We start from the raw sequence: 13794 nt of genomic DNA, 5'->3' as shown, positions 1-13794 counted from the left end.
AGATATGAAATTAGCGTCTCGACCCAGAACGGATATCTGGGCCGGGTTGCTGATTGCACTGTTCGGTGCGCTGGGTGTCTGGTTTTCGCTTGACATGCGCTTGGGCAGTGCGATTAGCATGGGGCCCGGCTATTTCCCCCTTCTTGTTTTCTCTTGCATTGTGGTGTTGGGACTCCTTATCGCTGGCAAAGGCGTGAGAGGCTCGAACGTTGAGTTCGGTCGCCCGCTTTGGCGACCTATCATTATTATTTCACTTGCACTCCTTGCGTTTTGGGCCTTCATTGATACGTTGGGATTTGTCGTCGCATCAACTGCGCTTATGCTTATTGCCATCAAAGCTCAAGACAAACTGAAGTGGCTCCAGGCCCTCGTATTTACCGCCATCACGGTCGCGTTGGCGAGCCTGCTGTTTGTTCAAGCTCTCGGATTGCCATTTCCTCTATGGCCGACATTTGACTGAAAGATATGATCGATTTTTTAAATGATCTAGCCTTAGGACTCTCTGTAGCAACCGTTCCCGCAAATCTGCTCGCCTGTTTTATCGGCGCTCTGCTTGGCACATTGATTGGGGTACTCCCAGGACTGGGGCCGACAGCCACCATTGCCATGTTGCTACCATTGACTATCGGCCTTCCAGTGGAAAGTTCCATCATCATGTTGGCAGGTATTTACTATGGGGCGAATTATGGCGGCTCAACAACCGCCATTTTAGTCAATCTGCCAGGTGAAGCCTCAAGTGTCGTCACTGCTCTTGATGGCTATCAAATGGCGAAAAAAGGGCAAGCAGGTCCCGCTTTAGCAATCGTAGCAGTCGGTTCATTTGTGGCAGGAAGTGTGGGAACACTGATCGTAGCCGCGTTGAGTCCTGGGCTGACTAGCGTGGCCTTAAGCTTTGGACCCGCCGAGTATTTCTCAATGATGGTGTTAGGACTGCTCATGTCCGTCATTCTTGCACATGGCTCAGTTTTAAAATCAGTCACCATGATCTTCATTGGCCTTGCCTTAGGGATTGTTGGAACCGACATCAATACCGGCGTGACGCGTTTTAACTTCGGCATTCGCGACCTAATGGACGGGATCGGTTTTGTCACCGTCGCGATGGGTTTGTTTGGTGTGGCCGAGATCATTAGAAATCTCGAAGAGAGGCATCGCGACGGAGACACTGAAGTCGCTCGTGTTGACTCGCTCATTCCCAGTAAGCAGCAAATGAAAGAGTCCGTCGGGCCAATTTGCAGGGGCTCAGCATTAGGGGCTTTTTTAGGTATTCTTCCGGGCGCGGGCCCTACACTTGCATCCTTCGCATCGTATGCAATGGAAAAAAAGGTAAGCAAATATCCCGAGCGCTTTGGTAAAGGTGCGATTGCAGGCGTTGCGGGTCCGGAGTCCGCGAATAACTCCGCAGCGCAAACGTCCTTTATTCCTCTACTTACCCTAGGGATTCCCACAAACTCAGTCATGGCGCTTTTAATTGGCGCATTAATTGTGCAAGGTATTCAGCCTGGACCGATGGTCATTAAAGAGCAGCCCGCACTATTCTGGGGACTGATTGCGAGCATGTGGGTTGGCAATCTGATGCTTCTGATTATTAACCTACCGTTGGTGGGGATCTGGATCAAACTCTTGAAAGCGCCTCATCACTATCTCTATCCGGTGATCTTATTATTGTGCGCAGTCGGTGCGTATAGCCTTGCCAACAACAGCACGGATATCCTATTAATGGTTATTTTCGGTGTGCTTGGATATTTTCTGATCAAAGCCGGATTTGAACCTGCACCGTTAATTCTGGGCTTTGTATTAGGTCCGATGATGGAAGAAAACCTCAGACGCGCGATGACAATGTCCTTTGGAGATCCGACGGTATTTTTTACGCGTCCGATTAGTTTAGGCATCCTACTATTTACGCTTGGCTCCTTTCTGCTAATGACCTTGCCAGGATTACGCAAAAAGAGACAAGAGGCTTTCGTCGAAGAGCAGTCCTAATTTTAATTTCGACACTACATGTAAGGATTATTTCGCAATGACTGAGCATTGGAATGCGCTGATCAAGCTTGCCGCACAAACTTGGCACCTTCAGGATTTAGGTCCAGAACAGCTCAAAAGAATGGGCATTTCCTATGAAAAATGGAATGAACAAATTAAACCTCACGCCTCTTCACTTGCGTTTAATGCTACGCCAAACGATTACCTGCCAACCTTAGTGAAACATGCCAGTGCATCTTTTGATTCAAGTGGATTTTTTCACTACGGGCCCTCACCGAGATTAGGTGAACTGCCGGCAAACCCTCTCGAAGCCAGCATGAATTTGATTACCGGTGCTTTGGAAAGGAAAGAAATATCTTCTCTCGAACTCACCACGATCGCCCTCGCTCGCCTCGCGGAAATACAATCCGCGACGAACGCATGTGTAGAAATCACCTCAGAGCAAGCGCTCGCTCAAGCCAAAGAGAAGGACCAATTATCCGGCACGTCCAATAACCGTGGGCGATTGCATGGCGTCCCCCTTGCGCACAAGGATTTACTCTACAAGGCTGGTGTGAATGCAGGTTGTGGGATCAAACCTCGCGATCCGAGACCTTATGCGTTCGAGGGCTCTGCGCCTGTCGTGACACAACTCCATCAGCAAGGCTCGATCGACACTGCAAGATTGCATATGACCGAGTTTGCATTCGACCCCTCTGGCCTCAACACGGAATATGGTCCTTGCCACAATCCTTGGGCACTCGACCGAGTGCCTGGCGGCTCATCAAGCGGCTCGGCTGTCACTGTGGCCAGCCGCGCCACCTTTGGAGCGATTGGCAGCGACACTGGCGGCTCGATCCGCATTCCCGCATCGCTATGCGGACTCACTGGCCTCAAGCCCACGTGGGGATTGGTCGATACGACAGGCGCCATGCCTCTCAGCCATACGAATGATCATCTTGGGCCATTGACCCGAAGCGCAGCTGACTGCGCCTTGATGATGCGTGTATTGATGAACGAAAAAGCAGTCAGCTCAGAGCTGTGCCAGCACCTGACCAAAGGGTTCGAGGCCGTTGCCACAGGCGCGTTTACTAATCTTCAAGGTCTAACAATCGGCATCCCCGAACAGTTCTTCTTTGATGGCATTGATCCGGAAATAGATTCGATTTTTAAACAAAGTATCGACTTGTATACAACCCATGGCGCGACGATTGTTCCATTACCAACATTTTATTGGGATCGCATCAACGCCTTGGGTGCAGTGACGACGCGCGTGGAAGCTGCTACCCGCATTCCAAAAATCAGCACTATTTTTGGATTAAGTTCTATTGTGATTGAAAGATTTCAAGAGGGCCTCGCACTTCCAGGGACTTTATACGTGCAAGCCTTAAATGAACGCGCGATGCATCTTGACTACTTTATCAATGTTGTCATGAAAGAGGTTGATGTCATCCTGACGCCAGTTTGTAAAGTGCAAACCCCTCTCATCTCTCAGCTTGAACATGGCTCAGCGCAGGCTCTTCATTATAGGTACGAGCTCACTATTCTCAATCGAGCTTTCAACTATCTAGGTTTGCCTGCTTTATCTCTACCAGGCGGTTTCATGCGTGACACAAAGGGTCGCGACTTACCCGTCGGTCTCCAGCTGATTGGGAAACCTTACGCCGACGCAAAACTACTTGGTGTAGGTGCGGCATGGCAAAAGATGACGGATCATCATTTGCGCATACCATCACTTTCATGAGCAAAGAAATATACTCAATCACTAGTTGATACGTGGAAGGTTCGCAGCCTTAATCGCCTTACCCATCTCTACATATCCTGTCTGCAAAGTCTCCTCATACTGCTTGCCCGTTAGAGGAGAGGGGTCTACACCAAGACCCTCAAGGCGCTTTGCTACATCAGGATTTCTGACTGAAGCGAGTGCTGCAGCCTGAAGCTTATCGACAATCTCTTTTGGTGTCCCCTTTGGTACGGCAAGTCCCATCCATGAGTCAATCTCCACATTAAATCCCTGCTCTTTCATCGTGGGTATATTAGGCAGTTCAACCCAACGCATCGGGCTTGCAGATGCGAGCAAACGCAACTTACCACTGGTGATATGCGGCAAAATATCCGAGGGATTTTGAACAATCACTTCCACTTGACCCCCTAACAAAGCCGTCACTGTTTCAGTACCCGACTTGTAACTAATCTGCTCAAACTTTCCGCCTGCGACACGACCTAACTCAAACATAGCGAGATTGTTTGGTGCAGAAGGAGAACCAAAGAAAATACCCTTCCCTGTCTTTGCCGCTGCGACGAGGTCCTGTAAATTTTTATAAGGTGAATCAGCACGTACTGCGACGCCATAACGAAAGCGACCAAACCCCGCGACAAACTCAAAATCTTTGATCGTGTAAGTCAGATTCATCAAATGCGGCATGATGGCAACTGTTGAGTACGTCACAACACCCACCTGATAGCCATCAGGTTTTTGTTTTGCAATATATGCGGGAGTTAATGTTCCGAGTGCGCCAGGTTTATTCTGCACGATCACTGGCTTTCCGAGCGGCGCCTCCATGCCTTGCGCTAAAGCGCGCGAGGCCACGTCAGTCGCACCACCTGCGCCAAAGTTGACGATCAATGCCACCTCGCGTTGCGGAAAGCTTTGTGCACTCACCAGACCTGCACTTGCCAACAATGCGAATCCACCTAAGGCCAATTTCATTTTCTGAATCATGTTTGCTCCGTTGTTATAAGTATCGCGATGTATGACATCGCTTACGACATGAAAAAACCACCATTGATATCGATCGTGGCTCCATTAATAAATCCACTACTTTCTGCACATAAAAAAGCGACAGCCTGACCAACCTCCTCGGGTGTGCCGATTCGTTTCACCGGAATCTGCTCCGCATAACGACGGTTGACTTCTTCGCCGGCTTGCAAGGCCATTTCTGTCAAAATTCTACCTGGGGCGACACAGTTGGCCGTAATACCGAAGGGACCCATTTCCGTGGCAATCGCACGCGTCAGTCCCAGCACGCCTGCTTTGGACGCCATATAACTTGGTCCTGCGACCACTGATTTTGATCGACCCGCAAGCGATGAAATACTCACGATTCTTCCGTACTTCAACGCTTGCATATCCGGAATAAACGTCTGACACATCCGCATCACAGAGGTCAGATTGACCTCGATCACCTTCGCCCATTCTTTAGGATCGAGTTGCAAGATGCCACTCGATTTTCCATCAGGCTGTTTAGGTGAAATACCTGCGTTATTCACCAGCACCGACACTTTGCCAAGCGTCGTACTGATTGTTTGATACAAGCTTGCGATGCCGCTGTCGTCGGTCACATCTAAGGTATACGCTAAGATGTTTGCCGCATGGTCGGACCCCACGAGCGCCGCCCCGTCAAACGGCTGACGGTCCACCATGACAACGAAATGACCGCTGTTTAACAACGCTTTCGATGTCTCAAGCCCAATGCCCTGTCTCGCACCGGTCACTACTGCGATTCGCTTTTTTATCATTTGATCACCGCTGCATCGGGTGTATAGAAAGTAATGGGTGGAAATGCATTTTCATCGCACAGTACTTCGATCAAGGTTGTACCTTTATTTTTCTTCGCTTGTGCAAGCGCTCCTACCAGCTCTCGCGGATCCGTCACTCGGATCCCGTCACAGCCACTGTTTCGCGCAATGGCCGCATGATCGACAGGCGTGAAATGTACCGCCGAAGTGTGATCGCCAAATTTCACATTCTCAGCATGCTTCTGATAACCCAAAATTCCATTGTTAATCAGGATCAGCGTAACCTTCACTCCCATGCGCGCAGCCGTTTCAAGCTCTGACCACACGTGACCAAAACCACCATCTCCCACCACACAAAATACTTCTTTCTGCGGCTGCGCGACTTTGACACCGAGCGCCATGGGAAAGCCCCAGCCTAAACCTGCTAAGCCACGCGGGGTGATGAAACGCATGCCCGCTTTGAGTGAAATCAGGAAGTTTGCGATCCATATTGAGGAGTAACTCGCATCTGCGACGACGATAGCGTCCTCGGTCAACTGGGACTGAATTTCCTGCATAATTCGCTCGGGCCGAATCGGCGTCGCATCGGAAGTTCTAACCGCTTCGGATTCTTTCAAGTAAGCCGCACGTCCTTCGGCGATTTTTTTCTCTACGCTTGGTCGTGCAGTTTTTCGAGCGGTATTATTGAGTGCGGTGATCGCGTCGGTCAGTGCTGATAAGGTCAGCTGTGCATCACCAACCAGTCTCTTTGCTTCGTAGTTACGACCCACCTCGTGACCATCGATATCGAGATGAATAAACGTCGCCCCTCTTGGATAAAGCTTCCACGAGTCTGTGCCATTTTGATTCGTGCGGGTCCCAACCAATAACACCACATCCGCATGTTCAATGAGTGGGCGTTGATATCGTCCTGAGCCATTCGGACCCAAAAAGTATGTCATGACCCCCACCGAAAGCGGGTGGGTTTCATCAACAACGCCTTTCCCCATCACCGTTGTTGCGACGGGCAAATGACACTGCTCTTGCAACGCTGCGAGTGCTTGCTGCGCCTGAGACGAATGCACACCTCCACCAGCAATAATGATAGGATTTTTGGCTTTAGCCAGTAATTCAGCGGCCTCTAAAATGCGCTCAGGTGAGGCTGCAACCCGATCAAGGGGGTAGTAACCAAGCGCATATGATCTCTTGGCCTCACCGTAAGGCTGCAGCAAAATATCAGCGGGTAACATCAGTACGACAGGCCCAGGTCGTCCTGTACAAGCGGCCGTCATGGCCTGATCAATATAGTCTTCGATGCGTGAGACGTCCGTGACTCGGCGCACCCACTTAGTGACGGCCGTAAACATCCCGATATGATCGAGGTCTTGAAAGGCATTGCGGTCCGTATGCTCGGCGCTGACGTCTTGCACTAAAGCCAAGATTGGAATCGAAGCTTTCAAGGCCTCAGCAAGGGGTGGCACCAATAGCGCCGCAGCGGGTCCGTTTTGCGCTGTGACTACACCGATTTTTCCGCTGACTCTTGCGTAGGCATCGGCCATATATCCGCCAGCATTTTCAGTTCTGTATGCAATCTGTCGAATGCCTTGCTTCTCCGCAACAAGGTGGACCATACTCGGCAGGCTCTGGCCAAATATCGTATCGACACCGTGTCGTTTTAACGCGCTGACGACCGCATGGGCGCCAGTACCCTGAACGGACATGCCGGAGGCTTTCAAAGGTGACATTGAACTCGTCATTGTTATTCCAATAAAAAACAATCTTTACTTTATCAAAGGCTGAATGCTCAGCTCAACTATACAAGCATGCCGCACGCTTTAGGTCTCGCCAGCACTCTGGTAAAAGTTCGCTATCTGGCGGGGCCATCAAAAGTCGATCTAGCCGCCTCTCTTTTTATAGGGACTGGATCACAAAACCTACAGCAGCGGGCGCCACGAGTACTCTTAAATTAACGACTATCTATTGAGGCTCGGCTTAGTTCAAACTAGGCCTGTTGATAAAGTATGTTCCATACCTTTTTAACGCACCTAGCGCTCGAGATGCCGAAGTCAAATCCTGAAATGTTGGGATACCTGCTTGCATGGCTAACAAGGCATATTTTTGCCGCTGATCTTCGTAATCTGCCTGACCCGTCGATCGCAAGACAAGAAAAAGGCTTGTTTCAGGAGGCAATGCATCATGCAGCTTGAGCACCATGCTCATCAGCTCACTCATCAGCTCACCGCTTCGATAAGGAAGTATGACTGGCAGATTTAAGTGGATCAACATAATCTCTGGTCGATCTGAGTCAATCACAATTTGAAGTAATTTTTCGAATAACTCACCGCCGAACCGATTCAAAATATTGGCCGGAAAATCTAGAGGGTTTTCTAAACTTGCACCTGCAGAAATCCCGAGAGCGTTCAACTTGATGGCAGTATCAGAACCTATTGCCGGCAACTCAATGCCTAGACGTCCCAGTGCATCGCAAGCCAATACGCTCGCACCACCGCCATTGCCGAATAAAACGACATTCCCGTGGAATGGCTTCTTTCCTGAACCCCAGTTTTGAAACGCCACGAGCGTATCAATAAATTCCTCCAGCGTCTCAACGAGTACCGAGCCGGTCTGAGACGCCAATGCTTTCCAGACCTGATCATTGCCCGCGAGAGAACCTGTATGAGATGCCGCTGCTCTTTGACCCTGTTCGGTTCTTCCACCCTTCAGTATGACCACGGGCTTTCTGGCGTTTGCTGCGCGTAATATTTCAAAGAAACGTCGCCCCTCTTGGACCGTCTCAATATATGCGCCGATCACCTTGACCTTAGGCTCTGAAAGGTAATATTCTAATAAATCGCATGGGCCGACATCTAGACAGTTTCCTAAGGAAACAACGCCAGTGAAGCGTAGTCCGCGATATTCACCATGCTTGATGATATCGACCGACAATCCCCCGCTCTGCGAGAAAATTCCTACAGCGCCTGTGGACCCCATCTGACCGTCTACAAATGTCATACCAGCTGCTGGTGAGTACACACCCAAGCAGTTAGGGCCTAGTAATCGCACTTTGCCAATACGCACTGCATCAACCAACGATGCCTGCAGTTTCTCTCCCTTACCTCCTTCTCCGAAGCCACTGGACATGACTTGCGCAAACTTTACTCGCCCGCCAGCGTTTGCAATCAGGTCTGGCACGCCTTCTGCAGGAATGGCAATGAACGCATAATCGATCGGTTCCGGTGTGTCGGCAAGACTGGGGTAGGCTGGTAACCCTTCAAGCACCGACTCGGTGGGATGAATTGGATAAATATTGCCCTTGTACCCTGATCGGCGCAGTCGTTGAATAAAACGATTGCCCTGGCCCTCTACTTTATTGGATACCCCTGCGACAGCGATAGCCCGGGGGTGAAACAAAGCATCAAAATTGATGGGGGCATCCGCCTCTTGTGCACTGTTTGGGTCAAATACTGTGTGCATCGTTCTAACTCTCTGACAAAACAATACGGGCATCCAGGGCGATGACCCCTTGCTCGTTAGCTAACAACGGATTAATGTCCAACTCTTGGATCAAGTCTGTCAGTTCATAAAATAATCCTTGTTCTCCACCCACTGCCAATAAAGCATCGACAATGACTTCGTCGGGCACTGAAATGCCACCTCTTGCGCCCTTGAGCAAGGCCGCACCTCGAAGATCTTGAATCATCTCGCGCGCATCCGCTTCAGTAATCGGACAAATTCTGAACGTGACATCCTGTAAAACCTCAACGAATATGCCGCCCAAACCAAACATCATCACGGGACCAAATGTTTCGTCTCGGTATCCGCCAATCACGATCTCATGGCCTTTGCTAACCATCTCCTCGAGTAAAAATCCATCGATGGTATAGCCGTGATCTCGGCATCTTTGGGATATATCGTCAATGGATGCCTTGACCGCTTCTGCGTCGCGCAAACCTAGGACAACTGCAGAAAAATCCGATTTGTGTAATACCTCGGGAGAGATAAGCTTGAGGACAACTGGTCCAGAAAAACGCGTTAAGACCTCACTGATATCGTCGTTCGCTTGTATCACCGCTGAGCGCGGAGCACGTATTCCATACCCACCCAAAATACGCTTTGAAGTTGGCTCGTCAAGTGCGCACCGACCAATCTGCTTGGCCCTTTCTATTAATTGACGCGCGTTTGTAGCTTTGTCCATGTCCGACCCAAGTCAATGATCTCGCTTACGAAAAAATTGCTCACACTTCGAGCGTCACAACGATATCGCCTTCCGATATTGACTGACCTTCAGTGACGCAGATTTCGTGCACGACGGCAGTTTCAGTGGCAGTGACAGGAATTTCCATCTTCATAGATTCCAAGATGATCAGTTCGGCATCTTCTTCTACAGATTCGCCTGGTTTGACCAGCACCTTCCAAACCGTTCCAGTGATGTCACTTTTAATCGCAATGATGGCCATTTAATTTTTCCTTGTTAAATTTGATTTCCATTAGACTTGCTAGTGAGTATCTCTAATGACCTTTCTTAATAACTTGTCGGCCAGTTGTGCAGGCGATGCTGCCCCACTCCTCTGGACGGCCCTCTCGAATGAATGGCCAGAACCGCCTTGAGATAGTCTCGCGTTTCGCGCGGTTCAATTATGCTCTGAATTTCATACAAAGCGGCGAGAGCCCAAGGTGCATTGTCTTGAGATACGTTTTCAACAAGCTGAAGAAAACGCGCTGGATCATCTTCATAGCGCACTCCGTGCAGTACGTTAACCGCAGTGCCTGCGTCCATGAAACCGAAGTCTGCTTCAGGCCATGCAGCGGCATCATTGCTGTTACGTCCACCACCCATATTTAAATATGCTTGACCGTAATTTTTTCTGAGCGTAATCGTAATTTTTGGAACAGTCACTTGGGCTAATGCATTCATCCAATTGATAATACGTCCCGGAGCGCCACGTCTTTCACCATCGATCCCGATCAAAAATCCCGGTTGATCCACCAGAAAAACTAACGGTATATTAAATGAGTCACAAAAGACCAAAAAGCTGGTTGCTTTCGCGCATGCGTCCACATCAATGGAGCCTCCTTTGAATTTTGGATTATTCGCAATCACTCCCACCGTTTTTCCATCAATTCGTCCAAGCGTTGTCACTAACGACTTTCCAAAACGAGGTTTAAGCTCGAACATTGTCTCCTTATCGAGAACACGGCGAATGACCTCGCGACTATCATAGGTTTTTGATCTCGACTGGGGCACTATTTCGTGAATGTCATGCATCGCATCGTCTGAGCCCTCAGGCACAGGAGCCAATGGCGGTGGCTCACCATTGTGGCTAGGCAAATAGCTCAGGAATTGTTTGACTGTTTCAAGTGCTTCCTCATCAGTATCAACCGCAACGTCCACAAAACCTGTTGTGGCCGTATGCAACTTCCAGCCTCCCAGCTCCTCCGGATCCACGCTCTGTTTAATTGCAAGCTCTGTGACCCGTCCGCTTGCGACAGCCATCGTCGCACCTTTTCTCATCACAACAAAATCAGACAAGCACGAATACCATGTGGAAGATCCATAACAACTACCTAGAAGCGCAGAGACCCATGGTGTTCGTCGATCACGAAGAAATTCCAATGGATCTTGCCCAAGAATCGCACGACCTTCGGCGCCCATCCGATCCGGCATGCGCGCACCGGCGGACTCCCCAAGCAAAATGAGTGGCATCCCGGAGTCATTAGCAACCGCCCTGACATGCTTAATTTTTTTTCCGTTCACGACACTACTAGAAGCTCCAAGTACCGTAAAGTCATTGGAGACGACCGCAACCGGACGTCCAGCGATTTTTCCAAAGCCCGTTATTTTTCCGTCTGCGGGAGTTTTGTCACGCGCCGCTGGCCGGTAAGACGCAGCCAGCAAACCGGCCTCATGAAAACTATCCTTATCTAGAAGACAGTCCAACCTTTCGCGAGCGTTTAGGATATTTTGCGATCGTCGTTTAGCGAGTCTCTCTTCGCCACCCATGGCGAGTGCCTTGGTGCGACGCTGCTGGAGTTCAGAGTTGTTTGAATCTTGGCTCATAGTATGGTCTGCTTATGATCTGTGGATGATTTATTGTAGTAGTCGGAGCTACTACCGTCAATATTGATTTATGATCGTGTAATCCACCAGTCTGCTCTCAAGGTGCGGTCACGCTTGTGCCTACCCCCATTTTCCGCCTTGAACTTAATGGAAATTTCTAATGTCTAAAAACGCCGTTAAAAAAACCGTATACAGCAGAAAAAATATTGATGCACCTGGTCCGATACAAGACCTTCAAAGCCTCGGATTTTCTGAATACGAAGCCTGCACATACATGGGCGTTCTTAGCAAAAGTCCGGCTACTGCATATGAAATTAGCAAGATCGCAGGTCTACAACGTGCGAATACCTATGCCGCTCTTGAGAACCTTGTTAAAAAACAGGCCGTTCAACCTATTAGCGAAAATCCGGTTCGTTATGTCCCGATCGAACCTCGCATCCTTCTTGAAAGGATTTCTTCCAATGTCAGCGGTGTCTGTGATCGTCTGCAACAAACGTTCAATGAAATGCAACCGCAGGAAAGCTCCGATGTTGTCTGGGGCATCGACGGAGAGGAGAGAATTACCGCAAAAATTGACGAATTGATCGACAAAGCGAATAGTCATATCTGGATTAAAGCTTCGACAGATGTGTTGCGCAAACATGCGCCACGCATGAAGAAAGCCGCCTCGCGCGGGGTCAAGCTCGTTTTTGTAGTTTTTGGTGACGATGTCAAATTTTTGCATTTCGGGAAAAACAGCAAAATTTATCTGCATGAGGGAAATGGTCAACGTGTTGGCGGGGCTGACAACCTCTTTACCTTGGCTATTGACTACAAAATTGCCTTGACCGCGAGCTTGGATGCCTCCTTAACCGGCGCTTACACCACGAACCCTGCGGTAGTGCGTATGGCGGAAACACTCATTCGCCATGATGTCTACATGGCCGAAATCATGGCATTTCTCGGAAAAGATATTGAATTACGCTTTGGAAAAGGTTTGGTTGAACTCAGAAAAGAACTATTTTCCCCCGAGCAAATGGTCTTACTCACGGCAAATCTGGGAAAAAATATCTCCAAAACAAAACCGTCCCGAACTCGCACGCGTCCATCAACTTAGGCTGCGATACGTGCTTCTCTCTAACTCCACTTTTTTGCTGATTGACTAGTAGCAGCTTAAAGTACTACTATAAATTGACTCTACATGCGTGATCTGAACATCGCGGCAAAACCTGAGTTTTATGACCAGATAACTACAAAAAAATATATCGCGTACTGACATTTCAGTGCTGGAGACAAACAATGCATAAGTTCATTCTTCTCTGTATAGCCTTAGCGTTTTCGACCGTAGGTCTACAAACCGCGCGTGCAGAACGACATCAGCCAGGGCAGAACACGCAGTTCATCGTGCCCGCAGGCGCTGGAGGCTCTCTTGATATTGTGGCCAGAAAACTCCAAGAGCTTCTAACAAAGGAAAATCTAGTTAAAAATTTCGTTGTGCTCAATCGTCCTGGTGCTGGCGCCCAACTTGCTTTGAATGTACTCAATCAAAACGTCGGTGACCCCAACTATCTGATGACCTTACCGACAGCGATCATTAACAATAGCTATCTCGGTATGATCAAAACAAATTACAAAAGCTACACTCCTGTCGCGATGCTCCTCGACGGATATGTTGGCATCTTGGTTAGAAGCGACTCACCATTCAAAACTGCAAATGATCTGATTGAGCACCTTAAGAAAAATCCAGATAGTCTCAACATCGCGATTGCTGCAAGCTTAGGCAATGATGTGCATGTTGGTACCGCAAAGGCTTTGATGTTGGCTGGCGTTGACATATCAAAACTGACATTCGTACCTTTCAAATCTTCCTCTGAGTCAATAACAAACCTAATTGGTGGCAACGTTGATGTGGTCGGTGCCACTACGCCAACTATCATTCCTGCTCTTCAAAGTGGAAAAGTCCGCGTATTAGCGATTGGATCACCAGAACGTCTTAAAGGAGTATTAAGCAATATTCCAACTTGGAAAGAATTAGGCGTAGACACGATCACATCATCTCCGCAAGGCGTGATGGCGCCCAAAGATATCACTCCCCAACAAATTAAGTTTTGGGAATCTGCATTCAGACAGGTTGCCCAAACAAAAGAATGGAACAATTTCCTGGAACAAAACCAATGGGCGCCTCGCTTCATGACGGCAACAGAGACCATGGCCATGCTCGAAAAAGAAACTGCAACCATCGAAGAAGTTTTGAACAAACTGCAGCTCAAGAAAAACTAGCTGACAGCAATCTCATACCA

General features: G+C 49.0%; 12 protein-coding genes. 5 read left to right on the top strand and 7 right to left on the bottom strand.

Annotation, left to right across the window (positions count from 1 at the left end; all coding sequences use genetic code 11):
• The first annotated feature begins 4 nt into the window (after window positions 1-4).
• The 3 genes from AC8GE9_RS12820 to AC8GE9_RS12810 are packed head-to-tail and all read left to right on the top strand — an operon-like array spanning window position 5 to window position 3703.
• Window positions 5-460 carry a tripartite tricarboxylate transporter TctB family protein gene (locus AC8GE9_RS12820; RefSeq protein ID WP_506677534.1) on the top strand — a complete coding sequence of 152 codons (456 nt, stop codon included), beginning with the start codon at window positions 5-7 and terminating at the stop codon, window positions 458-460.
• Between the two features lie 8 nt (window positions 461-468).
• Window positions 469-1980, top strand: a complete 1512-nt coding sequence (locus tag AC8GE9_RS12815; RefSeq protein WP_506677808.1) for a tripartite tricarboxylate transporter permease — start codon at window positions 469-471, stop codon at window positions 1978-1980.
• 37 nt (window positions 1981-2017) lie between these two features.
• Entirely contained in the window at window positions 2018-3703 is a 1686-nt protein-coding gene (locus AC8GE9_RS12810; protein WP_506677533.1) for an amidase, read from the top strand.
• A 21-nt stretch (window positions 3704-3724) separates the two neighbouring features.
• On the opposite strand, the gene AC8GE9_RS12805 is transcribed toward AC8GE9_RS12810, so the two are convergent.
• The 7 genes from AC8GE9_RS12805 to AC8GE9_RS12775 form a co-directional block, all read right to left on the bottom strand.
• Window positions 3725-4681 carry a Bug family tripartite tricarboxylate transporter substrate binding protein gene (locus AC8GE9_RS12805; protein WP_506677532.1) on the bottom strand — a complete coding sequence of 319 codons (957 nt, stop codon included), beginning with the start codon at window positions 4679-4681 and terminating at the stop codon, window positions 3725-3727.
• 41 nt (window positions 4682-4722) lie between these two features.
• Window positions 4723-5478 carry a 3-oxoacyl-ACP reductase gene (locus AC8GE9_RS12800; protein WP_506677531.1) on the bottom strand — a complete coding sequence of 252 codons (756 nt, stop codon included), beginning with the start codon at window positions 5476-5478 and terminating at the stop codon, window positions 4723-4725.
• Complete coding sequence (locus tag AC8GE9_RS12795; RefSeq protein ID WP_506677530.1) at window positions 5475-7214, bottom strand: acetolactate synthase catalytic subunit; 1740 nt, start codon at window positions 7212-7214, stop codon at window positions 5475-5477. The genes AC8GE9_RS12800 and AC8GE9_RS12795 overlap by 4 nt, the downstream gene beginning before the upstream one ends.
• Window positions 7215-7449: 235 nt before the next feature.
• On the bottom strand, window positions 7450-8931 hold the full coding sequence (locus AC8GE9_RS12790) for a CoA-binding protein (RefSeq protein WP_506677529.1): 1482 nt from the start codon (window positions 8929-8931) through the stop codon (window positions 7450-7452).
• 4 nt (window positions 8932-8935) lie between these two features.
• Window positions 8936-9652, bottom strand: coding sequence for an acetate--CoA ligase family protein (locus AC8GE9_RS12785; protein ID WP_506677528.1), 717 nt, complete (start codon window positions 9650-9652; stop codon window positions 8936-8938).
• Between the two features lie 40 nt (window positions 9653-9692).
• Window positions 9693-9914: an acyl-CoA carboxylase biotin carboxyl carrier protein subunit gene (locus AC8GE9_RS12780; RefSeq protein ID WP_506677527.1), complete on the bottom strand. Its 222-nt coding sequence runs from the start codon at window positions 9912-9914 to the stop codon at window positions 9693-9695.
• A 65-nt stretch (window positions 9915-9979) separates the two neighbouring features.
• Window positions 9980-11515 (bottom strand): acyl-CoA carboxylase subunit beta, encoded by a 1536-nt coding sequence (locus AC8GE9_RS12775; protein ID WP_506677526.1) that lies wholly within the window; start codon window positions 11513-11515, stop codon window positions 9980-9982.
• A 160-nt stretch (window positions 11516-11675) separates the two neighbouring features.
• Here AC8GE9_RS12775 and AC8GE9_RS12770 point away from each other — a divergent pair, with 160 nt between their 5' ends.
• Complete coding sequence (locus AC8GE9_RS12770) at window positions 11676-12611, top strand: TrmB family transcriptional regulator (RefSeq protein ID WP_506677525.1); 936 nt, start codon at window positions 11676-11678, stop codon at window positions 12609-12611.
• 182 nt (window positions 12612-12793) lie between these two features.
• The gene (locus tag AC8GE9_RS12765) at window positions 12794-13774 is read left to right on the top strand and encodes a tripartite tricarboxylate transporter substrate binding protein (protein WP_506677524.1); all 981 of its coding nucleotides are present in this window, start codon (window positions 12794-12796) and stop codon (window positions 13772-13774) included.
• Window positions 13775-13794 lie beyond the last annotated feature (20 nt).

The sequence above is a fragment of the Zwartia lucis genome, from assembly GCF_965234455.1.
Taxonomy (GTDB): Bacteria; Pseudomonadota; Gammaproteobacteria; order Burkholderiales; family Burkholderiaceae_B; genus Zwartia; species Zwartia lucis.
This window is presented reverse-complemented; position numbering and strand designations above follow the sequence as displayed.

Excerpts from the sequence above, each read along its gene's own strand:
- AC8GE9_RS12770 (WP_506677525.1), top strand. The coding sequence starts at position 11,676 with ATGTCTAAAAACGCCGTTAAAAAAACCGTATACAGCAGAAAAAATATT.
- AC8GE9_RS12795 (WP_506677530.1), bottom strand. The coding sequence starts at position 7,214 with ATGACGAGTTCAATGTCACCTTTGAAAGCCTCCGGCATGTCCGTTCAG.
- AC8GE9_RS12775 (WP_506677526.1), bottom strand. The coding sequence starts at position 11,515 with ATGAGCCAAGATTCAAACAACTCTGAACTCCAGCAGCGTCGCACCAAG.
- AC8GE9_RS12820 (WP_506677534.1), top strand. The coding sequence starts at position 5 with ATGAAATTAGCGTCTCGACCCAGAACGGATATCTGGGCCGGGTTGCTG.
- AC8GE9_RS12810 (WP_506677533.1), top strand. The coding sequence starts at position 2,018 with ATGACTGAGCATTGGAATGCGCTGATCAAGCTTGCCGCACAAACTTGG.
- AC8GE9_RS12765 (WP_506677524.1), top strand. The coding sequence starts at position 12,794 with ATGCATAAGTTCATTCTTCTCTGTATAGCCTTAGCGTTTTCGACCGTA.
- AC8GE9_RS12785 (WP_506677528.1), bottom strand. The coding sequence starts at position 9,652 with ATGGACAAAGCTACAAACGCGCGTCAATTAATAGAAAGGGCCAAGCAG.
- AC8GE9_RS12805 (WP_506677532.1), bottom strand. The coding sequence starts at position 4,681 with ATGATTCAGAAAATGAAATTGGCCTTAGGTGGATTCGCATTGTTGGCA.
- AC8GE9_RS12780 (WP_506677527.1), bottom strand. The coding sequence starts at position 9,914 with ATGGCCATCATTGCGATTAAAAGTGACATCACTGGAACGGTTTGGAAG.
- AC8GE9_RS12790 (WP_506677529.1), bottom strand. The coding sequence starts at position 8,931 with ATGCACACAGTATTTGACCCAAACAGTGCACAAGAGGCGGATGCCCCC.
- AC8GE9_RS12800 (WP_506677531.1), bottom strand. The coding sequence starts at position 5,478 with ATGATAAAAAAGCGAATCGCAGTAGTGACCGGTGCGAGACAGGGCATT.